General features: G+C 60.6%; 19 protein-coding genes. 10 read left to right on the top strand and 9 right to left on the bottom strand.

Annotated elements, in window-relative coordinates; genetic code table 11:
- The first annotated feature begins 107 nt into the window (after positions 1-107).
- From LC094_RS00910 to LC094_RS00875, 8 genes are all read left to right on the top strand, one after another.
- Positions 108-479: a MerR family transcriptional regulator gene (locus LC094_RS00910; protein WP_226549245.1), complete on the top strand. Its 372-nt coding sequence runs from the start codon at positions 108-110 to the stop codon at positions 477-479.
- A gap of 418 nt (positions 480-897) precedes the next feature.
- On the top strand, positions 898-1,287 hold the full coding sequence (locus LC094_RS00905; RefSeq protein WP_226549241.1) for a MerR family transcriptional regulator: 390 nt from the start codon (positions 898-900) through the stop codon (positions 1,285-1,287).
- Between the two features lie 38 nt (positions 1,288-1,325).
- Entirely contained in the window at positions 1,326-3,098 is a 1,773-nt protein-coding gene (locus tag LC094_RS00900) for an acyl-CoA dehydrogenase C-terminal domain-containing protein (RefSeq protein WP_226549238.1), read from the top strand.
- 91 nt (positions 3,099-3,189) lie between these two features.
- Complete coding sequence (locus LC094_RS00895; RefSeq protein WP_226549235.1) at positions 3,190-3,402, top strand: hypothetical protein; 213 nt, start codon at positions 3,190-3,192, stop codon at positions 3,400-3,402.
- A 310-nt stretch (positions 3,403-3,712) separates the two neighbouring features.
- The gene (locus LC094_RS00890; RefSeq protein ID WP_226549232.1) at positions 3,713-4,351 is read left to right on the top strand and encodes a glutathione S-transferase family protein; all 639 of its coding nucleotides are present in this window, start codon (positions 3,713-3,715) and stop codon (positions 4,349-4,351) included.
- Between the two features lie 30 nt (positions 4,352-4,381).
- Positions 4,382-5,593: an acetyl-CoA C-acetyltransferase gene (locus tag LC094_RS00885; RefSeq protein ID WP_226549229.1), complete on the top strand. Its 1,212-nt coding sequence runs from the start codon at positions 4,382-4,384 to the stop codon at positions 5,591-5,593.
- Between the two features lie 2 nt (positions 5,594-5,595).
- Entirely contained in the window at positions 5,596-6,021 is a 426-nt protein-coding gene (locus LC094_RS00880) for a hypothetical protein (RefSeq protein WP_226549227.1), read from the top strand.
- A complete protein-coding gene (locus LC094_RS00875) occupies positions 6,018-8,225 on the top strand; it encodes a 3-hydroxyacyl-CoA dehydrogenase NAD-binding domain-containing protein (protein WP_226549224.1) in 2,208 nt (735 codons plus the stop codon). The genes LC094_RS00880 and LC094_RS00875 overlap by 4 nt, the downstream gene beginning before the upstream one ends.
- 49 nt (positions 8,226-8,274) lie before the next feature.
- Here LC094_RS00875 and LC094_RS00870 read toward each other — a convergent pair whose 3' ends face one another.
- The 3 genes from LC094_RS00870 to LC094_RS00860 all read right to left on the bottom strand — a co-directional run bounded on the left by LC094_RS00870 (position 8,275) and on the right by LC094_RS00860 (position 10,412).
- Entirely contained in the window at positions 8,275-8,472 is a 198-nt protein-coding gene (locus LC094_RS00870; RefSeq protein WP_226549221.1) for a hypothetical protein, read from the bottom strand.
- Positions 8,473-8,682: 210 nt separating this feature from the next.
- On the bottom strand, positions 8,683-9,402 hold the full coding sequence (locus LC094_RS00865; RefSeq protein WP_226549218.1) for a Hint domain-containing protein: 720 nt from the start codon (positions 9,400-9,402) through the stop codon (positions 8,683-8,685).
- A gap of 362 nt (positions 9,403-9,764) precedes the next feature.
- Positions 9,765-10,412, bottom strand: coding sequence for a sulfotransferase family 2 domain-containing protein (locus LC094_RS00860; RefSeq protein WP_226549215.1), 648 nt, complete (start codon positions 10,410-10,412; stop codon positions 9,765-9,767).
- 103 nt (positions 10,413-10,515) lie between these two features.
- On the opposite strand from LC094_RS00860, the gene LC094_RS00855 reads away from it, so the two are divergent.
- The gene (locus LC094_RS00855; protein WP_226549212.1) at positions 10,516-11,541 is read left to right on the top strand and encodes a hypothetical protein; all 1,026 of its coding nucleotides are present in this window, start codon (positions 10,516-10,518) and stop codon (positions 11,539-11,541) included.
- Positions 11,542-11,626: 85 nt separating this feature from the next.
- On the opposite strand, the gene LC094_RS00850 is transcribed toward LC094_RS00855, so the two are convergent.
- The 6 genes from LC094_RS00850 to cdd form a co-directional block, all read right to left on the bottom strand.
- A complete protein-coding gene (locus LC094_RS00850) occupies positions 11,627-13,129 on the bottom strand; it encodes an SPOR domain-containing protein (protein WP_226549208.1) in 1,503 nt (500 codons plus the stop codon).
- 80 nt (positions 13,130-13,209) lie between these two features.
- Positions 13,210-13,842 (bottom strand): uracil phosphoribosyltransferase, encoded by a 633-nt coding sequence (gene upp / locus LC094_RS00845; protein WP_226549205.1) that lies wholly within the window; start codon positions 13,840-13,842, stop codon positions 13,210-13,212.
- Positions 13,835-14,827, bottom strand: coding sequence for an adenosine deaminase (locus LC094_RS00840; RefSeq protein ID WP_226549202.1), 993 nt, complete (start codon positions 14,825-14,827; stop codon positions 13,835-13,837). Before LC094_RS00840 ends, upp begins: the two co-directional genes overlap by 8 nt.
- Entirely contained in the window at positions 14,824-16,035 is a 1,212-nt protein-coding gene (locus tag LC094_RS00835; RefSeq protein ID WP_226549199.1) for a phosphopentomutase, read from the bottom strand. The genes LC094_RS00840 and LC094_RS00835 overlap by 4 nt, the downstream gene beginning before the upstream one ends.
- Positions 16,032-17,348, bottom strand: a complete 1,317-nt coding sequence (locus LC094_RS00830; protein ID WP_226549196.1) for a thymidine phosphorylase — start codon at positions 17,346-17,348, stop codon at positions 16,032-16,034. Before LC094_RS00830 ends, LC094_RS00835 begins: the two co-directional genes overlap by 4 nt.
- A gap of 5 nt (positions 17,349-17,353) precedes the next feature.
- Positions 17,354-17,752, bottom strand: a complete 399-nt coding sequence (cdd, locus tag LC094_RS00825; RefSeq protein ID WP_226549193.1) for a cytidine deaminase — start codon at positions 17,750-17,752, stop codon at positions 17,354-17,356.
- Positions 17,753-18,086: 334 nt separating this feature from the next.
- Here cdd and LC094_RS00820 point away from each other — a divergent pair, with 334 nt between their 5' ends.
- Positions 18,087-20,369, top strand: coding sequence for an NADP-dependent malic enzyme (locus LC094_RS00820; protein ID WP_226549190.1), 2,283 nt, complete (start codon positions 18,087-18,089; stop codon positions 20,367-20,369).
- Positions 20,370-20,514 lie beyond the last annotated feature (145 nt).

The following is a 20,514-nucleotide window of genomic DNA, read 5'->3' as shown; positions in this document are numbered from 1 at the left end:
ATGGCTTGATCCGCCCCCGCGCGGATGGCTATGGTCGCGCATAACGGCGAAATTGAGTTGCGAAACTGAACCAATCAGTTTAGATGCGACGTGAGGAGAGAGAAGCCATGTCCGATCAACGTCTCACGTTCAAAGAGATGTGCGCCGAGTTCGATGTGACCCCACGCACGCTGCGCTATTATGAATATATCGAGTTGCTGGCGCCTGAAAAGGAAGGCCGGTCACGGTTTTATACGCCGCGCGAAGTGGCGCGTATGACGCTTATTTTGCGTGGACGTAAATACGGGTTTTCTCTGGAAGAAATCCGCCAGTGGCTTTTGATTTACGAGGAAAAGGGCACAGCGGCGCAGGCGCAGGCTTTTCTCGAGCTGGCCGACCGTCAGTTGATGGCCCTCGAAGAGCAGAAACGCGAGCTTGATCAAGCGATTGCGGAGCTTACGGAGCTGCGCGCGGAGACCGTCAAAAGCGTCTCCGCCTGACGCGGGTCCCGCCTGCGCAAACTTGCGACGTTACGTTCCTATTTCGGACCGGCTTGTTCGTGCATTCGCGTCAGCACGCGACCAACGACAGCGCACATGTTGGTCTTTCTCTCAAATAGGACCAATACCCAAAGCGCTTTAAGTCAAACGGAACAAGGCAAAACATTCGCGTCCCATTATCTAAACCAAACCGTTTGCATTGCCTGCCACGAAAGAATATTTTGACAGAGTTCAACGGACCTCCGCCCCCAATCATGGCTCAAAAAGTGACGCCACGTTTCGATTAAAGAGGTCTCTATGATAAGATTAGAGTGAGGCGACGGCGCAAGCTGCGGGCCTCATAACAGGAAGCCAGCTCCAGCGGGATTATCCTCGCCCGGAACCAGCGACCCAAGTGACGAGACCGGAGCACGCCGACGTGACGAATGAGGTTATGACGATCCGTGAAATGTGTGATGCGTTCGACGTGACGCCCCGCACATTGCGCTTTTACGAGGCCAAGGAGCTTTTGTTTCCGATCCGCGAGGGTCAGAAGCGGCTCTTTACCAAACGGGACCGGGCGCGATTGACGCTGATCCTGCGCGGCAAGAAATTTGGCTTTGCCCTTGAAGAGATCCGGCAGCTGCTCGATCTCTACAAGGAGGAAGATCGCGGTGAAAAGCAATTGCGTGAGACCCTTGCGGCCTATCACGTGAAGCGCGCGGAAATGGAGGCGCAGAAACAGGCGCTGATCGCGGTCATGACCGATCTGGAGGATGAAATCGGATTTGTCGAAGGGCAAATCGAAGGATTGAAACGCGAGGGGTGACAGATGTCTCCCGCGCGCTGTGCAAAGGGAGACACGCCATGCCGAGCTACACGGCTCCGACCAAAGACATTCAATATGTTCTGCACGATGTGCTGAACATTTCGGGCTCCGACATTCCGGGCTACGCGGACCTTGAGCCCGAGTTCACCGAAGCCATTTTCGACGCTGCCGGCCAACTGGCCTCCGAGGTGATCGCGCCGTTGAACGTCGTGGGCGATCAGGAAGGCTGTACGCTGGAGAACGGCGTTGTCACCACGCCGACCGGTTTCAAGGAGGCTTTCGAGCAGGTGAAAGAGGGCGGCTGGCCCGGTCTCGACATGCCGGAGGAATTCGGCGGTCAGGGCATGCCCTATGTGATCAACACCGCCGTGGGCGAGATGTTCTCCGCCGCGAACCAGGCGTTTACCATGTATCAGGGCCTGACCCATGGTGCCGCTTCCGCGATCCTCGCCCATGGCACGGATCAGCAAAAGGCCACCTACCTGCCGAAGATGACGTCCTGCGACTGGACCGGCACGATGAACCTGACGGAACCGCATTGCGGCACCGATCTGGGCCTCATGCGCACGAAAGCCGAACCGCAAGCGGACGGGTCTTATAAAATCTCCGGCCAGAAGATTTTCATCTCGGCGGGCGATCACGACATGTCCGAAAACGTCATCCACCTCGTGCTGGCCAAGATCGTCGGCGGCCCTGAGGGGATCAAAGGTGTGTCGCTCTTTATCGTGCCGAAATTCATCGTCGATAAGGACGGCAACCCGGGTGCGCGCAACGGTGTGTCTGTCGGCTCCATCGAAGAAAAAATGGGCATCCACGGCAACTCGACCTGTGTGATGAACTACGACGAGGCGACCGGCTACCTCTTGGGCACCGAGCACAAGGGCATGCGCGCCATGTTCACCATGATGAACGAAGCCCGTCTGGGCGTCGGCATGCAGGGCCTCGCGCAGGCCGAAGCCGCCTATCAGAACGCGGTGATCTATGCCAAGGACCGCCTTCAGGGCCGCGCCGTGACCGGTGCCGAAAACCCGGACGGCCCCGCCGATCCGCTGATCGTCCACCCCGATATTCGCCGCAACCTGATGGATCAAAAGAGTTTTATCGAGGGCGCGCGGGCCTTCATGCTTTGGGGCGCGCAGCTCATCGACCAGGCGCATCGTTCCGAAGACAAGGACGCCGATGGCCTCATCTCTCTGATGACCCCGGTGCTCAAGGGCTTCCTCACCGACAAAGGCTATGAAGCCACGGTCAATGCGCAGCAGGTCTACGGCGGCCACGGCTATATCGAAGAATGGGGCATGTCGCAATTCACTCGCGATGCCCGGATCGCCATGATCTACGAAGGCGCCAACGGCGTTCAGGCGCTCGACCTCGTGGGCCGCAAACTGGCGACCGATGGCGGCAAACACGTCATGGCCTTCTTCGAGATGGTGAAGAGTTTCTGCAAAGAGAACGGCGAAGGCGATATGGCCGAATTTGTCGATCCGCTGAAAGCCGCCTCGAAAGACCTTCAGGGCGCGGGCATGTTCTTCATGCAGAACGGCATGAAAAACCCGAATGCGGCGCTCTCGGGCTCTTATGACTTCATGCATCTGTTTGGCTACGTCTGCCTTGGCCTGATGTGGGCGCGGATGGCGAAAGTCTCGCTCGCCGCTCTGGAAAACGGCACGGATGACGCGGAGTTCCACCAGAACAAGCTCACCACCGCGCGCTATTACATGGCCCGCCAACTGCCGATGACCGGCACGCTTTTGAAACGCATCGAATCCGGTGCCGATCCGGTGATGACTCTCCCCGCCGAGGCGTTCTAAACTGCGCCCAACCCGAGACATGAGGCCCCTGCCCCGGCGGGGGCCTTTTCTTTTGCAGCGCCACAAAATGGCGAAATGACGGAGCGTAACCATGGCAAAGCGATTCAGAATGACGCGGCGTTTTCCTGTTTCCATGACCGAAGACGGGTATCGTCGTCTTAGACAGTTCGCGAGGGAGGCGGGCTTGGACGAGGGAGAGGCGCTGTCTTTCCTGTTCGAGAATTTCACCTCCGTCACGGATGAAGAAAAGCTGACGCACCGCTTGCGCCTGTTCAATTCGGATTTGGAGACGAGAAAGAGATGAGTTTTGTGGCGCATCATAATCACCCGGCCCGCGCGCGGCCGATGATGTGTCCGAATTCTCTTCTTCATGAGTATTTCTGCCAAGAAAAAGCCGAAAATGCGCGCGAAAGCCGATCGACCGCAGGCCTGCGCCCCGCCTTGAGGCCTTCACGCGACTTTTCCTTGGACGGTCATCGGCTCTCCAGCCTGTTCCGCAGCTCCGAACATGATCCGGTAAGGTTAACTTTGAGTAAGCGTCCTGACTTTTTCTTGGCGAAAATACTCAAAACCAATGCCGGTCGCACTACCTGTGTCCCGAGAGGAGACGCGCGATGAGCATTCAACTCTATTGCTTTGGAGAGAGCGGCCATTCCTACAAGGTGGCGCTTGGCCTGACACTCGCGGGGCTGGACTGGTCGCCGGTCTATGTCGATTTCTTTGGCGGAGAGGCGCGATCCGAAGCCTTTCGCGCGCTCAATCCGATGGGGGAATGCCCGGTCTATGTGAACGGCGATCTGGTGCTGACGCAATCGGGCGTGATCCTTGACTATATCGCCAGAGAGACCGGCAAGTTTCAGGGCCAAAGCGAAGCAGAGCGGCGCGAGGTGTTGCGCTGGGTTTTGTGGGACAATCACAAGATGTCCTCGCAGGCTGGCACAGCGCGGTTCCTGATGAACTTCCTCTCTGAGGACAAACGCCCCGCCGAGGTGATCGCCTTCACGCAGGGCCGCCTCAAAGCCGCCTTTACCGTCCTGAACGACACGCTTGCGGATCGCACATGGTTGGCCGGAACGGAGGAGATCAGCGCCGCCGATCTGTCCTGTTGTTCCTATCTCTTTTACCCGGAGCCTTTCGGATTTGACCGTGCCGACTGGCCCCAAATCGACGCCTGGCTCACGCGCATCAGCGCCCTGCCCGGCTGGAAACACCCTTACGACATGATGCCCGGAAACCCTTTGGACCGGGCCTGAAACGCCACTGCCAAGACTTTGGAGGAGACTATGACCGAAGCCTATATTTACGACGCCCTGCGCAGCCCGCGCGGGAAAGGGCGCAAGGACGGGAGCCTGCACGAGGTGACCTCGGCCGCGCTCTCCGCGCAGATGCTGAACGCCGTCAAGGAGCGCAACGGACTTGAGGGCCATGCCGTCGAGGATGTGATCTGGGGCAATGTGACCCAAGTGGGCGAACAGGGCGGTTGCCTTGCGCGCACGGCCGTTTTGGCCTCCGAGTTGGACCAATCCATCCCCGGCCTCGCGATCAACCGCTTCTGCGCCTCGGGCATGGAAGCCGTGAACCTCGCCGCCAACCAAGTCAAAGGCGGGGCGGGCATGGCCTATATCGCCGGCGGCGTCGAGATGATGGGCCGGGTCGCCATGGGATCGGACGGGGCGGCGATTGCTGTCGATCCGGCGATTGCGATGAAGACCTATTTCGTGCCGCAGGGCATCTCGGCGGACATCATCGCCACCGAATACGGCTTCACCCGCGAAGAGGCCGACGCGCTGGCAGTCGAGTCCCAAAACCGCGCCGAAGCGGCGTGGAAGGACAACCGTTTTGCGAAATCCATCGTGCCGGTCAAGGACATCAACGGGCTGACCATTCTGGATCATGACGAATACATGCGTCCGGGCACCTCGGTCGAGGCACTGGGGGCACTCAAAGCCTCGTTCAAAGAGATGGGCGAGGTCATGCCGGGCTTCGACAAGATCGCGCTGATGAAATATCCACATCTCGAGAAGATCAACCACATCCACCATGCGGGCAACTCGTCGGGCATCGTCGATGGCTCCGCCGCCGTGCTGATCGGCAACAAGGAGTTCGGCGAGAAATACGGCCTGAAACCGCGCGCCCGCATCCGGGCGACCGCCAAGATCGGCACCGATCCGACCATCATGCTCACCGGCCCCGTGCCTGTGACCGAGAAAATTCTGCGCGACAGCGGCATGTCGATTTCCGACATCGACCTCTTCGAAGTCAACGAGGCCTTCGCCTCCGTCGTCATGCGTTTCATGCAGGCATTCGATGTTGATTCATCGAAAGTTAACGTTAACGGTGGTTCCATCGCGATGGGCCACCCTCTTGGCGCAACCGGGGCGATCATCATCGGCACGCTTCTGGACGAGTTGGAGCGCACCGGCAAAGGCACGGGTCTCGCCACGCTTTGTATCGCATCCGGTATGGGAGCGGCGACGATTATCGAAAGGATCTGAATGTGAACGCGGCAGAGTTTCGCGAGTTTCTGGACGATATTTCCACCTGTTTCATCACAGGCGAATTCGATCTCTGGGCCTCGCGCATCCTCCTGCCCTTTTCCATGGTGACACAACAAGGCCCCGTTTTCATGACAACCCTTCGAGAGCTCAGCGAGAATTTCGATCTCTACCTTCAGGCCTGCGCGGTCATGAGGCTGGACGAGATTTATCGCCGCCCGATCTCTTTGGAGGATTGTCGCGACGGGACCTTCATCGGAACCTATGAGACTGAACTGCTGAGCCACGGACATCGCGCGACGGAGCCTTTCACCTCCTCCGCGCTGATCCACGCCACCGACGGGGGGTACAAAATGTCCTCCATCATGAATGCGCGCGGGCATCACCCCTGGACCGGCACCAGCCCTGCGAGAGAGGGAAAACAATGACTGATTTTCATTACGACGTAGACAGCGACGGCGTGGCCGTCATCACCTGGGACATCCCGAACAAGAGCATGAACGTGCTTTCGATGGAGGGAATTTCCGAACTGGACGCCTGTATCGACAAGGCCTTGGGCGACGAGGCCGTGAAAGGCATCGTGATCACCTCCGGCAAGGACACCTTTGCCGGCGGGATGGATTTGAACATCATCGCCAAGATGAAGGACGCGGCGGGGGACGATCCGGCCAAAGGTCTGTTTGACGGGCTGATGAACATGCACGCGATCCTGCGCAAGCTGGAACGTGCGGGCATGGATCCGAAGACCAACAAGGGCGGCAAGCCGGTCGCGGCGGCTCTGCCCGGCACGGCGCTTGGCATCGGCTTGGAGCTGCCTCTGTCCTGCCACCGCATCTTTGCCGCCGACAATCCGAAGGCCAAGATCGGCCTGCCGGAGATCAAAGTCGGCATCTTCCCCGGCATGGGCGGCACCACGCGTGTCTCGCGCATGGTCGGCGCAATGGCGGCGGCACCGATCCTTCTCGAAGGCAAGATGCTGGACCCGAAGAAAGCCAAGGGCGCGGGCCTCATTCAAGAGGTCGTAGAGCCCGGCGAATTGCTGGCGAAGGCGAAAGAATGGGTGCTCTCCGCGAAAGACGCGGACATCGTGAAACCTTGGGACGCGAAGGGCTGGAAAATGCCCGGCGGCGCGCCTTATCACCCGGCCGGTTTCATGACCTTCGTCGGCGCCTCCGCCATGGTCAACGGCAACACCCAGGGCGTCTACCCGGCGGCGAAAGCGTTGCTCTCGGCCGTCTACGAAGGCGCGCAGGTGCCGTTTGACACCGCGCTTAAGATCGAAGCGCGGTGGTTCACCCATGTGCTGATGAACCCGTCGTCGTCGTCGATGATCCGGTCCCTGTTCATCAACAAGGAGGCTTTGGAAAAAGGTGCCAACCGTCCCGAGGTCGCGGACCAGACCGTCAAAAAAGTCGGCGTCTTGGGCGCGGGCATGATGGGGGCTGGCATTGCTTATGTCTCCGCCAATGCGGGCATCGAGGTCGTGTTGATCGACATGAAACAAGAGGCCGCGGACAAGGGCAAAGCTTACTCTGAGGCCATCCTCGACAAAGGCATTTCCCGCAAAAAGGTGACGCCGGAGAAGAAAGAGCAAGTGCTGTCGCGCATCACCGCGACCACCGATCTCGACGCTCTGAAAGGCTGTGACCTGATTGTCGAGGCCGTGTTCGAAGACATCGGCGTGAAAGCGGAGATGACCAAGAAAGTCGAAGCCATCGTGGGCCCGGACTGCATCTTTGCGTCAAACACCTCGACCCTGCCGATCACCGAGCTGGCCAAGGCGTCTGTGCGCCCGGAGCAGTTCATCGGCATCCACTTCTTTAGCCCCGTCGACAAGATGCTGCTCGTGGAGATCATCAAGGGCAAAGAGACCGGCAATGTCGCCGTGGCGAAAGCGCTCGACTATGTGCGCCAGATCCGCAAGACGCCGATCGTCGTGAATGACGCGCGGTTCTTCTACGCCAACCGTTGCATCATCCCCTACATCAACGAGGGTGTGCGCATGGCCGCCGAGGGCGTGGACCTGCCGCTCATTGAGAATGCAGCAAAACTTCTGGGCTTCCCGCTCGGGCCGCTTCAACTCATCGACGAAACCTCGATTGATCTCGGCGTGAAGATCGCCAAGGCGACGAAGGCCGCGATGGGCGATGCTTACCCGGATGAGGCCGTCGATGAGGTGGTGTTCTGGATGTTCGATCAGGGGCGTCTGGGCAAAAAGGCCAATGCGGGCTTTTACGACTATGACGAGAAGGGCAAACGCGGTTATCTCTGGGAGGGCTTCAACGCAGAGTTCCCGGTGGCCGACGCCCAGCCCGATCTCGACGAGGTCCAGCACCGTCTGATGATGGCGCAGGTTCTGGAAGCCGTGCGCGCACTCGAAGAGGGCGTGTTGGAAGACATCCGCGAAGGCGACGTCGGCGCCATCCTCGGCTGGGGCTTTGCACCTTGGTCCGGTGGTCCGTTCTCTTGGCTCGACATCATCGGGGCGGCGAAAGCCGTCGAGATTTGCGACAATCTCACCGCAACGCACGGGCCGCGGTTCGAGACGCCGACCCTCCTGCGCGAGATGGCGGCCTCTGGCGAGACCTTCTACGGCCGCTTCGGCGCAGGCGTGGACAGCAAAGCCGCCTGAGCGCGCCCCACATGACACTCAGCCCTTCCCACTTCGGGGAGGGCTTTTTTTATACGTCATCCTTGGCCAATTCAGCAAACATGTCGCGTCCTTGAAGCTGCGGCGCCATGGTGCACCAACGGTCTTCGACCTGCACCCAATGGGCGTCCTGTTCCGTGGCATGGACGATGATCCGCCCCGGCTCCGAGGAAATCGGCGCAGCGATGAGATTAAGGAAAAGCGCGAGCGCTTCGGCGGAAATACACATGGATCGGGCTCCGTTTTGGTGACCCCTCGCGCCTTGATAAGCCCTCCCACACGAGGCATGATCTCATCATAATCGCCAGCCTCTTCGACAGCGCCCAACAAATGCTGCGCCGCAGCAATCCCCACAAAGAAATGATACTTTCCTAGGCAATTTCAGCCGCGAAAGCCCAAGAAACAGCTCTCAAAATCGAAAAGACGTCTCGATTTCGCATCAGGACGCGTAGCGCCGCGATGTGGTCTGACCTCTGTGCCGCTGCTCTTCTTGCATCCAAACGCTATCCTGCGCGTCCTCATCGATCAGCGCATCCACGAACATCCGCGCCTGGGTCAGCGACATGACCTCATAGCCCGGCTGGTCGCGCGCCTCCATCAATCCGGCGATGGTGACGGTCTCCTCGGCCGGACAGTGAAACAGCGCGCCGATATTGCCGAACACCACTTGTTCCCTGTCAAAATGCAGGATCACGACCTCGACCGGTTTGCGCGCCCACATACGCTCGATACCCTTATAGCCCTCAAGCGCCAAAGCTGGCATCAAAGTGAAAGGATCGCCAAACATCGCCTCGCCCGCATCGCTTTCCACCATCACCGCCTGCTCCGGCAAAAGTGTCATCTCCGAGCGGTTGCCCAAGGCGCCCGCGGGCACAAAGAGCGGCCAGAGATGCGCGGGAGTCCTGCCCTGATCCGTGTAGGTCCAACGTTTGATGATCCGACGCACGGTCTGAAGGCATTCGTCAAAGGTCAGCACCTTATCGCCCTCTTGCAGAGCAGCCACATCGCGCCAGCCGGTGCTGGTCGCCACCTGCATCCCGGCGATGAGGCCCGAGGTCTGCGCCGCATGCCCACCATGACACGCCCCATCCCATACGCCAGAGCGCCCGCCCGCATCATGGACCGGCTCTTTTCGCAACATCTGACCCAGTTTCATCATCGTCTCATCCCCATCAGGCTCTTTTCGGGTGGCAGCCCGAGCTCTGCGATCTGTGAGATCATGAAAAGGTGGCCGGTGGGGTCACAGTTCGACGCGAATGGGACGCAAATGGGGCATAATCCCGACATCGGCGCAAATGTCGGGGATTTCATTCAATTGTTCTCGAATTTGGTAACAGTCCGTTAAGAAAATTCGGAGTTCACTCAGGTTCAACCAAGAATTCTTGGGGTTAGCGGCCCTCTCTCAAAGGAATGCTTTGCCGGATGTCCCCACGATTCGACGCCGAATCCCCCCTCACAGGCGCAAAACCTCAGGCAATCTCCCCCAGCCCGCCGCATTTCAGCCTCAGTTTCAACGCGCGCTCAGTCAAAACCATAGCCAAATTGGGCAATGTCTTCCGCCGCGATCCGGGCCACCAACTCCGCATCGGCCTCCGAGTAATAAGTGCGAAAATCGCGGGCGCGCTGGGATTCATTCACCGGCGCAATCGGCGAAAGGTCAAACCCCAGATGATCCCACAGCGGCGCCAAATCCTCGTCCAAAGCCTCCAGCCGCACATAAAGATCGGCCCGATCCTGCCCTGCCCCGTCGCACATATAGCTGCGCGACGGCACCGAGAGGCTCTTCACCGTCTCGGGCGCATTGAGAAAGCCGGAGAACGCCGTGGACTTGGCCAAAGTCACCGCAGAATGATCGAAACTCTGCCCTCTGAGCCAGTGATAATAGGACACGAACCGGTCCCAGGGATTGCGCACGAGGGTGAAGATGAAGTGATCCGCGAAATCCTCGCGCGCCACCAGCCCCTCGATGTCCGCCAGCCGGGAATGTTTCCACAACCGCCCCGCCGCCGTCAGCCCCTTGACCCGCCCGCGCCGCTTCACCGCTTTGGGCGTGTCACCGATCAAGATGTCCTCGGCCATGGCCCGCGTCTCCAGCGCCTGCGCCAGCGCCGTGCCCCCGGTTTTGGGAATGTGAACAAAGATATAGCGGCGGCCCGGTGAGATGATCATGGCAAAATACTAAAGCCTTTTCCCTTCGGTTCCCAGAACGATTGTAGCGCCCGGCGTTCCGCGATAGATTGCCCGAAACAACGATGAAAAGAGCAGCCCGCGCATGATCGCGCTTACGGAATTCGAACGGCTCGAAGCCCCCGGTCTCTGGCTTCCCGAAGGGGACAGCCAGCGCCGTTCCGTGATCGTTTCCGTGGGCGAGGCGACGCTAACGCTGAGCGATGATCGCACCGATGGTCGGCCCCTGACCCATTGGTCGCTGCCCGCCATCGAACGCATCACCGCCGAGGGCGAGACCCCGGCCCGCTACCGTCCCGCGTCTGACAGCAGTGAAGAGTTGGAGATCGACGACGCGCTGATGATCGAAGCGATCGACCGCATTCGTCGCGCCATCGACCGTGCCCGCCCGCATCCGGGGCGACTGCGTGGGGTGATGATCGGACTGGGGGCGGCTGCGATCCTCGGGCTGGGCGTGTTCTGGTTGCCCGGCGCGCTCATTCGTCAGGCCGTCACCATCGTGCCGCCTGTGTCCCGCGCTGAAATCGGCGAAGAGCTTTTGGAACGGATCAAACGCCTGTCTGGTGCGCCCTGTGATACGGTGCATGGCGCCCGCGCGCTCAACACGTTGAAAAACCGCCTCATTCCCGGAGGTTCCGGTCAGATCGTTGTGCTCACCAGTGGCGTCGCCCAGTCACAGCACCTGCCCGGCAAGATCATCCTGTTGAACCGTGCGCTGGTCGAAGATCACGAGGACCCCGATGTCTTGGCCGGCTATGTTTTGGCCGAGCTGGTGCGCGCAGAGGAGCAAGATCCGCTGGAACGCCTGTTGCAGGATGCGGGGCTCACCACCTCGCTCAGACTTTTGACCACCGGGCATATTCCGCCCGAAATCCTCGACGCTCATGCCGAAAGCCTTTTGACGGCCCCCGTGACGCCGGTGGAAAACGATCACCTGATCGCTGCCTTTGCCGGAGCAGAAGTCCACAGCGCCCCCTACGCCTATGCCCGCGACATCACCGGCGAAAGCGTCCTGCCCTTGATCGAGGCCGATGGCGTGCAGATCGAGACCACGCGGCCTGTGCTCTCAGATGGCGATTGGGTCGCGTTGCAAGGGGTCTGTGGCGGCTAACACCTCACACGACACCAGAAACAAAAGAATACCCCCGCCAGATGCGGGGGTTTCTTTTTATTGTTCTGCCTCGTCTAACTCAACGCTACTTGCGCGCGAATGCGTCCCCGTAGCCTGCCCCACGAACGGCAGACAAAGCGGACAGGGTTTGCTCGGGCCGGGCGAAGGGGCCGGCCAGAACAATCTTCAAAGGCTTTCCACCTCGGTGCAGCACCTGCGAGGAGACGGGATAGCCCATGGCCGAAAGACGCGCGATTGAGCGCTCGGCATTTTCGGGGACACCAAAGGTGCCCACCTGGACATAGCGCAGAGCCTGCGCCTGTTGGGGTTGGACCTGCGCCAAAGCGGGTTTGGCCACACCGGGCGTGCGCGCGGGCACCGCCGATTTGGTCGAAATTTGAACCGGCGCCTGACCTTGCCCCGCGTAGTGCTGGGCCTGAACCGTGACGGTGTTCCGGGTCTTGAAAGGCGTGCCAAAGAGCCATTCCCAGAAGGTCTTTTTGCGCGGCGCATAGAGATCATAGGCGGGCGTGGTCTGGGTCCAGACCTGTGCCATTTGCAAATCACCGCGGGCGGTTTGCGGACCACGGTGCGGGTTGAGGCGCCCATCGGTCCAAGCGCGGCTGTAGCCATCCGGCAAGCTGCCCGCCACCGGACGCGGCAGCGCGTAGGGATCGATCCCGGCGGCACGCGCCACGGCAAGCTGATTGGCGCTTTGGGTCGACAAACGCGCCTGCGCGTTGCGCTGAATATAGGCGGAGGGGTGCACGGCCTGCGGGCCGCACCGCACGGCATAACGCCCGTTCGTGTTCATATATTGCGCTGCATTGCCGGAGAGACCGCCACATTGCGTCAGGGCCGCCGTGGCTGTTGGTGCAACAGTGGCGGGGGCGGCAGCCGTGACCATGATCGTCGCGGGGGCCTCGACCGGAGCCTGAACAGGTGCTGCGCGTTTGACCGGCACACGCACCAACGTCGGCTCGGTCAATTTCATCCGACCGCCATCGGCAGTGCGCACCGTGACGCCTGCAGGCAGGCGCTTGAGAATATATTCGACCGTCCCGGTCTCACACCGCAGCTGACCGCCCGTGACAGAGGCCACACAGCCGCGTTCGCCCACAGTTTTACCGGCGAGTTGCTCAAGCGGCGGCAGGCTGGGTTGCGGAGCGGGCGCCGCTTTTGCAGCGACCGGCGCTGCTTGGGGGGCGGGGGTGGGCGCCGACACGTGAACCGTAGAAGGTTGTTTCGGCGCAGGGGTCGCAGCCGCCGCCACAGTCGTGGTCGGCGTCGGGCTCACGGGATCGGGAATGACCGGCAAGCTGTCTTCGATCTGAGCAAGGGTCGGTTTGAAGCCGCAGAGCACCTGACGATCCCGCGACACGCGCGGCACCCATTGCACCGCGGCACCGGAGCCTGTGCGCACATAGGCACAGCCCCGGCTGTCGACATATTGCGACCCTTTGTAAGATGCAGGCGGAAATTCCGCCGGATGATCTGCATTAGAAAGGGCGCGCGCCCCGGCCTCTGAAAGACCGACGGCGGACACGCCCAAAGTCGCAACCATCACGGCGACGGAAATCGTTCTCAAACCCTGCATCATGATGCCCCGCACAAGATATTGTGCACAGACTAGCGCAGAACTGATTCGCTGTTAAGAGGGGAAATCGCTTATTTTGTGCCAAACATGCGATCGCCCGCATCCCCTAGCCCGGGGACAATATATCCATGTTCGTTCAGCTTTTCGTCCACTGCCGCTGTGACGATCGGCACGTCGGGATGCGCCTCTTTCATGCGTTTGACCCCTTCGGGCGCCGCCAAAAGGCAAAGGAACCGAATGTTTTTCGCGCCCGCCTCTTTGAGCTTATCAATGGCCGCGACCGAGGAGTTGCCCGTGGCGAGCATCGGATCGACAGCGATCACCAAGCGGTCGCCCAAGTCTTCGGGCACTTTGAAATAATATTCGACCGGCTCAAGCGTCTCTTCATCGCGGTACAGGCCCACGAACCCGACACGCGCCGAGGGGATCAGCTCCAGAATGCCGTCCATCAAGCCGTTGCCTGCGCGCAGGATCGAGATCAGCGCCAGTTTTTTGCCGTCCAAAGTCGGCGCCTGCATGGGTTGCATCGGCGTCTCGATGGTCTTTTCCGTCATGTCCAGCTCGCGCGTGACCTCATAGGCGAGCAAAAGGGAAATCTCCCGCAACAGCTGGCGGAACCCGGCGGTCGAGGTCTCCTTGTCGCGCATGATGGTCAGTTTGTGTTGCACCAGCGGGTGTTTCACGACGGTCAAATGATCAAGCATCGGTAGGCTCCAGTTTCTTGGCGACCATTCCACGGGTCGCCTCATCGCAGAAGGCCGCTTCAATCGCGACCTTGTTCAAGTCTTTGAAATCATCCTCTTCCCAGCCGAAGGTCTCGGCGAGGCGGTCGAATTCATAGCGCATTGTGGAATGGAAGAACGGCGGATCGTCCGTGGAAACGGTCACCTTCACACCGCGCGCGCGCAGCTTGGCGATCGGGTGATCGGACCATTTCGGATAGACACCCAACGCAATGTTCGAGCCCGGACAAACCTCCAACACGATCCCCGCTTCGGCAATCTCATCGACCAGCGCGAGGTCTTCGATGGCCCGTACACCATGGCCGATGCGCTCGACCTTGAGGTCGCGAATGGCGTCGCGGACACTCTCCGGCCCGCCCCATTCGCCCGCATGAGAGGTCAGCCGCAGCCCCGCCTCGCGCGCCATGTCGAAGGCGTATTTGAAATCCCCCTGTTTGCCCATCGCCTCATCACCGCCCATGCCAAAACCGGTGACGAAATCGCCCACGGTCTCTTGAGCGCAAGCAGCGGTTTTCTTGGCTTGATCCGGCCCGAAATGGCGGACACAGGTCGGGATCGCGCGCATCACGATGCCGGCCTCCCGCTCCATCTCATCAGCGGCCTGTTTGATCGCGGCGAGGTAGTCTTTCCACGCCGACACATCGCCACCGCCACAGAAATCAGGCGCGAGGAAGCTTTCGGTGTAGATCACATTCGACGCCACGCTTTCTTCCAACACGGCACGGGTCAGGCGGTAGTAATCCTGCGGCGTTTTGAGGACCGAGGTGGCGGCCTCATAGACCTTGAGAAAATCCCAGAAGTCTTTGTATTTATAGGCGCCTCTCTCATCGAAAACGCCCGAGAGATCGACCTTTTTCTCAGCCGCCAAGCCGCGAATGAAGGCGGGGGGCGCGGCCCCTTCGAGATGCATGTGCAACTCGATTTTCGGCATATCCGTGATGCTCATAGGAAACTCCGTCCGGGCCCTTGCGCCTCGATCCCGAGGTGCGCCGCAATCGAGGCCGCCACATCGGAAAAGGCCACAGGGCCAATGGGTTTGAGGCCGACACCATAGCCCAGCACCGGCACCTGTTCGCGGGTGTGGTCCGTGCCCGACCAGGTCGGGTCGTTGCCATGGTCGGCGGTGAAAATCAAAAGATCGCCCTCGCGCGCCCGCTCAAACAGGCGCGGCATCTGGGCGTCAAACCATTCGAGATGGCGGGCATAGCCGGAGACATCTCGGCGATGCCCATAGAGGCTATCGAATTCGACAAAGTTGGCAAAGGTGAAGGACCCGTCAGGCGCCTCGCCCATCACGTCGCAGAGGTGGTCGAAAAGCAGATGATCGTTGCCCTTGCGGACCTCATCCAAGCCCTGCATCGAGAAAATATCGCCAATCTTCCCAACAGCATAGGTCGCACGCCCGGCGGATTTCGCCCAATCGCAAATCGTCGGGCTGGGCGGCGCGATGGCGTAGTCGTGGCGGTTGCCAGTGCGGGTGAACCCGTCTTCCAGCGTGCCGATGAAAGGCCGGGCAATGACACGCCCGATCTTCATCGCATGGAGCGTGGGGGCGAGGTCTTCGCAGAGCTTCAGCAACCGGTCGAGGCCGAAATGATCCTCATGGGCGGCGATCTGAAACACGGAATCCGCAGAGGTGTAGCAAATCGGCCAACCGGTCGCGATATGCTGCGCGCCGAACTCCTTGATGACTTCCGTGCCGGAAGCGTGGCAATTCGCCAAAGTGCCCCCTGCCCCGCACAACTCCGCCGCCTTCTCCATCAAATCCTGCGGGAAAGACGGCTGCTCATCCGGGAAATAATGCCAATCCCAAGGCACAGGCACACCGGCCAATTCCCAATGGCCCGAAGGCGTGTCCTTGCCGGGGCTGATCTCGGCAGCAACGCCATAAAGTCCTTCTGGCAGAGCCTCCAGCCCCGGCGCCGGGTCCGTGGTCGCATGCGCCATCGCCGCGCCCAAGCCAAGCGCATCGAGGTTCGGCAGATGCAGCGGCCCCGAGCGACCGTCTTCGGCGCGCCCCTCGGCACAGGCCTGCGCGATATGGGCGATGGTGTTCGCCCCCGTGTCGGGCCGCTCACCGTTGAAAAACTTGTCCGCATCCGGTGCGCCGCCAAGGCCCACCGAGTCCACCACGATCAAAAATGCCCTGCTCATACCGATACCTTTTCATAGACCAAAGGCGGCTCGTCGGGGGCCTCAGGCGCCAGCCGGATCGCCGCACGGATCGCGGCCTCCGCCTGATCGGCCTCCTCCACGGATTTCGCATGGATGGTGGCAATCAGGTTGTCCGCATCGAGATACTCCCCGATCATGCAGCAATTGGAAAGCCCCACCGCCGGATCGACTTTGTCGCCGCCTTTCATGCGCCCGCCGCCCAGATGCACCACCGCCATGCCAAGCGCGTGGCCGTCCATCTCGGACACATAGCCCGGCTCTTGCGACAGGACATCGCGCACCACCGGGGCCGAGGGCAAGCGGTCACGCCAGTGATCGACGAAATCGGCAGGCCCGCCAAGTTCTGCGACCATCTGACCAAAGCGTTCCGCGGCGGAGCCATCTGTGAGCGTGTCGCGCACGGCCCAGGCGGCTTGGTCCGCATCCTCGGCCAATCCGGCCAGAACCATCAATTCGCCCCCCAAGGCACAGGTCACATCGCACAAGATATTGTCCACCTCGCCCGTGGTCAGCGCCTCCATCACCGTCATGATTTCCAAGGCATTGCCCAGCGTCGGACAGAGCGGTTGGTTCATGTCGGTGATCAGCGCGGAGGTCTTGCAGCCTGCGCCATTCGCTGTGGTCACGAGGCTTTGCGCCAAAGCGCGGGCGTCCTCGGGCGTGGTCATGAAAGCGCCCGAGCCGCATTTGACGTCGAGCACGAGTGCCTCAAGGCCTGCGGCGAGTTTTTTGGACAGGATCGAGGCGGTGATCAGGTCGATGCTTTCTACCGTGCCGGTGACGTCGCGGATCGCGTAGAGCCGTTTGTCGGCGGGCGCGATGGAGCCAGAGGCGGAGACGATGGCACAGCCGACGCGCTCGACGATCTCATGAAACCGCGCGTCCGTAACCTCGGTTTTGAGGCCCGGAATGGATTCGAGCTTGTCCAATGTGCCGCCGGTGTGACCAAGCCCGCGCCCCGAGACCATCGGCACGCAAGCACCCAAAGCCGCCAGAGCAGGCGCAAGCAAAAGCGAGACACAATCGCCGACGCCGCCGGTGGAATGTTTGTCAATCGCGGGCGACGGCAGGTCCCAGCGCATCACCTCGCCGCTGTCGCGCATCGCAAGCGTCAACGCCACGCGATCCGGGTCGGACATGCCGTTCAGCAAAGCGGCCATGGCAAAGGCCCCGGCCTGTGCATCGGTCACAGCGCCACTGGCGAGACCCTGCGCAAAGCCGGTCAGCTCAGTGGGCGACAACTCGCGTTTGTCCCGTAATTTTTCAATGATTTGGCGTGCATCGAAACTCATGAGGCTCAGTCCATATGATCCGGCGTGAAGGCGCCCGGCAGAAGTTCGCCCACCGTCATGGTCAGCACCTTGCCCGTGCGCGACATCATCGAGACCTGCACCTCCGGCGCCGCAAATTCGCGAATTTTCTGGCGACAGCCGCCACAGGGCGGCACCGGCTCGTCGCTGTCTCCGATCACGGCCACCTCGGCGATCTCTGTTTCACCCCCCAAAACCATGGCCGCGATGGCCCCGGCTTCGGCACAGGTGCCTTCGGGATAGGCGGCATTTTCCACGTTCACGCCAGTAAAAATCGCGCCCGACGCGGTGCGGATCGCGGCCCCGACGCGAAAGTTGGAATAGGGCGCATAGGCTTTGTCCTGAATTTTCGCGGCTTCATCCAAGAGAGAGGTGGGCGCAGACATGGGAAACCCTCATTTTTGACTATTCGGTCCAGAGTGAAGCCTCGCCCGCCCAGATGCAAGCGCGATACACGCCCGGCACGCGGGCCTGACGCAGGGGCTTACCGATTGTGCGGTTCTTCGCACAGGTTTGCTTGTCTTTTACGCGCCTCGAATGGCGCCCTGACACAAGACCCCCATTTTATACGTCTCCCCTTGCATCGGCCCCTTCGAGAGGCGTAGAGGCTTGCCGAGGGAGAGGCCTTGAGGCACATTAGGGCAAAGTTGTTTAACATTAAACAATACCCCTACGCACACGACCGCAGATAAGGCCGCAGACAAGATTGGGAGATCACCAATGGCGACGGACACGCGCAACGACAGCCTGAGACAAGCCGCGCTCGACTATCACGAGTTCCCTAAACCGGGGAAATTGGAAATTCGCGCCACCAAACCGATGGCCAACGGCCGCGACCTCGCGCGGGCCTATAGCCCCGGCGTCGCCGAAGCCTGTCTGGAGATCAAGGCCGACCCGACCTCCTCGAGCCGTTACACCGCGCGCGGCAATCTGGTCGCCGTGGTGTCGAACGGCACCGCCGTTTTGGGCCTTGGCAACATTGGCGCCGCCGCGTCGAAACCGGTGATGGAGGGCAAGGCCGTGCTCTTCAAGAAATTCGCCAACATCGACTGTTTCGACATCGAAGTGAACGAAAGCGACCCGGAAAAACTGGCCGACATCGTCTGTGCGCTGGAGCCGACCTTCGGTGCGATCAACCTCGAAGACATCAAGGCGCCGGATTGTTTTATCGTTGAACAACTCTGCCGCGAGAAGATGAACATTCCGGTGTTCCACGACGACCAACATGGCACCGCCATTGTCGTCGGCGCCGCCGCGACCAACGCTTTGCGAGTGTCGGGCAAGAAGATCGAAGACATCAAAGTGGTCTCCACCGGCGGCGGGGCGGCGGGGATTGCCTGTCTCAACATGCTTCTGAAACTCGGCCTCAAACGCGAAAATGTTTGGCTCTGTGACATCGCAGGGCTGGTGTACGAGGGCCGCGAGGAAGAGATGACGCCGCAAAAGGCGGCGTTTGCGCAAAAGACCGACCTGCGGACGCTGGATGAGGCAATCGAAGGTGCGGATATGTTCCTCGGCCTCTCCGGTCCGGGTGTGTTGAAGCCCGAGATGGTCAAGAAAATGACCAAACAACCGATCATTTTCGCGCTCGCCAACCCGACGCCGGAGATCATGCCGGATGAGGTCAAAAGGGTCGCCCCTGACGCGATCATCGCAACGGGCCGGTCGGATTATCCCAACCAAGTCAACAACGTGCTGTGTTTCCCTTTCATTTTCCGCGGCGCGCTGGATGTGGGCGCCACCGAGATCAACGACGAGATGCAGCTCGGCTGTATCGAGGGGATCGCGGCCCTTGCACGGGCCACCACCAGCGCCGAAGCCGCCGCTGCCTATCAGGACGAGCGGATGGAGTTCGGGCCAGATTATCTGATCCCGAAACCGTTCGATCCGCGCCTCATGGGCGTTGTCGCCTCGGCGGTCGCCAAGGCCGCGATGGAGAGCGGCGTGGCGACGAAACCTGTGCCGGACATGAAGGCCTATAAGGACGCGCTTGACGGCTCGGTGTTCAAATCCGCGCTGATCATGCGCCCGGTCTTTGCCGCCGCAAGCCATGCCGAGCGCCGCATCGCCTTTGCAGAGGGCGAAGACGAGCGCGTGCTGCGCGCCGCCCAAGGCATGATCGAGGAAACCACCGACAAACCGATCCTGATCGGTCGCCCAGAGGTGATCGCCATGCGGGCCGAGCGCGCTGGCGTGAAAATCCGCCCCGGCATTGATTTCGAGGTGGTGAACCCGGAAAACGACAGCCGCTACAAACAATATTGGCAGGCCTATCATGACCTGATGGCCCGCAAAGGTGTGACGCCAGATTTGGCAAAAGCGATCCTGCGCACCAACACCACGGCGATTGGCGCCATCATGGTGCAACAGGACCACGCAGACAGCATGATCTGCGGCACCTTCGGACAATATCTGTGGCACCTCAACTATGTGACGCAAATTCTCGGCACCAAGGAGCGCCAGCCGGTCGGCGCGCTGTCTCTCATGATCCAAGAGGACGGCCCGTTGTTCATCGCCGACACCCATGTGCATACAGAGCCGACGCCGCAGCAGATCGCCGAAACCGTGATCGCCACGGCACGCCATGTGCGCCGCTTCGGGATCGAGCCGAACATTGCGCTGTGTTCGCATTCGGAGTTCGGCAACCTCAATTGCATGACGGGGCGCCACATGCGCGAAGCGATGGAGATTCTCGACGCCGAACCCCGGGATTTCAAATACGAGGGCGAGATGCACATCGACAGCGCCCTGACCCCGGATTTGCGCGAACGCAACTTCCCGCACTCGCGGCTTGAAGGCCCGGCCAATGCGCTGGTCTTTGCGATTGCCGATGCGTCCTCTGGCGTGCGCAACATCCTAAAGACGAAAGGCGGCGGCTTGGAAGTCGGCCCGATCCTGATGGGGATGGCAAACAAGGCGCATATCGTCACGCCCTCGATCACCTCGCGCGGGCTTTTGAACATGTCCGCCATCGCAGGGACCCCGGTCGCGCATTACGGCTAAGTCTAGACGACAGACCAGATTTGCAACGCCTCCGCCTCGTCGCGGGGGCGTTTCTATTTGCAACATCAATCTCTTGTATCAAAGTTTGCAAACTACATTTCTAGAGCTGTTTGCGAATTTTATATAAACATTTGTGGCGCGCTCT

This window comes from Celeribacter naphthalenivorans (assembly GCF_020524585.1).
GTDB classification, from domain to species: Bacteria; Pseudomonadota; Alphaproteobacteria; order Rhodobacterales; family Rhodobacteraceae; genus Celeribacter; species Celeribacter naphthalenivorans.
Note: the sequence above shows the minus strand (reverse complement) of the source record. Positions and strands in the feature narration are given on the sequence as shown.

Excerpts from the sequence above, each read along its gene's own strand:
- LC094_RS00900 (WP_226549238.1), top strand. The coding sequence starts at position 1,326 with ATGCCGAGCTACACGGCTCCGACCAAAGACATTCAATATGTTCTGCAC.
- LC094_RS00890 (WP_226549232.1), top strand. The coding sequence starts at position 3,713 with ATGAGCATTCAACTCTATTGCTTTGGAGAGAGCGGCCATTCCTACAAG.
- cdd (WP_226549193.1), bottom strand. The coding sequence starts at position 17,752 with ATGTCTGCGCCCACCTCTCTCTTGGATGAAGCCGCGAAAATTCAGGAC.
- LC094_RS00855 (WP_226549212.1), top strand. The coding sequence starts at position 10,516 with ATGATCGCGCTTACGGAATTCGAACGGCTCGAAGCCCCCGGTCTCTGG.
- LC094_RS00830 (WP_226549196.1), bottom strand. The coding sequence starts at position 17,348 with ATGAGTTTCGATGCACGCCAAATCATTGAAAAATTACGGGACAAACGC.
- LC094_RS00895 (WP_226549235.1), top strand. The coding sequence starts at position 3,190 with ATGGCAAAGCGATTCAGAATGACGCGGCGTTTTCCTGTTTCCATGACC.
- LC094_RS00860 (WP_226549215.1), bottom strand. The coding sequence starts at position 10,412 with ATGATCATCTCACCGGGCCGCCGCTATATCTTTGTTCACATTCCCAAA.
- LC094_RS00865 (WP_226549218.1), bottom strand. The coding sequence starts at position 9,402 with ATGATGAAACTGGGTCAGATGTTGCGAAAAGAGCCGGTCCATGATGCG.
- LC094_RS00885 (WP_226549229.1), top strand. The coding sequence starts at position 4,382 with ATGACCGAAGCCTATATTTACGACGCCCTGCGCAGCCCGCGCGGGAAA.
- LC094_RS00875 (WP_226549224.1), top strand. The coding sequence starts at position 6,018 with ATGACTGATTTTCATTACGACGTAGACAGCGACGGCGTGGCCGTCATC.
- LC094_RS00870 (WP_226549221.1), bottom strand. The coding sequence starts at position 8,472 with ATGTGTATTTCCGCCGAAGCGCTCGCGCTTTTCCTTAATCTCATCGCT.
- LC094_RS00820 (WP_226549190.1), top strand. The coding sequence starts at position 18,087 with ATGGCGACGGACACGCGCAACGACAGCCTGAGACAAGCCGCGCTCGAC.
- LC094_RS00840 (WP_226549202.1), bottom strand. The coding sequence starts at position 14,827 with ATGAGCATCACGGATATGCCGAAAATCGAGTTGCACATGCATCTCGAA.
- LC094_RS00910 (WP_226549245.1), top strand. The coding sequence starts at position 108 with ATGTCCGATCAACGTCTCACGTTCAAAGAGATGTGCGCCGAGTTCGAT.
- LC094_RS00835 (WP_226549199.1), bottom strand. The coding sequence starts at position 16,035 with ATGAGCAGGGCATTTTTGATCGTGGTGGACTCGGTGGGCCTTGGCGGC.
- upp (WP_226549205.1), bottom strand. The coding sequence starts at position 13,842 with ATGCTTGATCATTTGACCGTCGTGAAACACCCGCTGGTGCAACACAAA.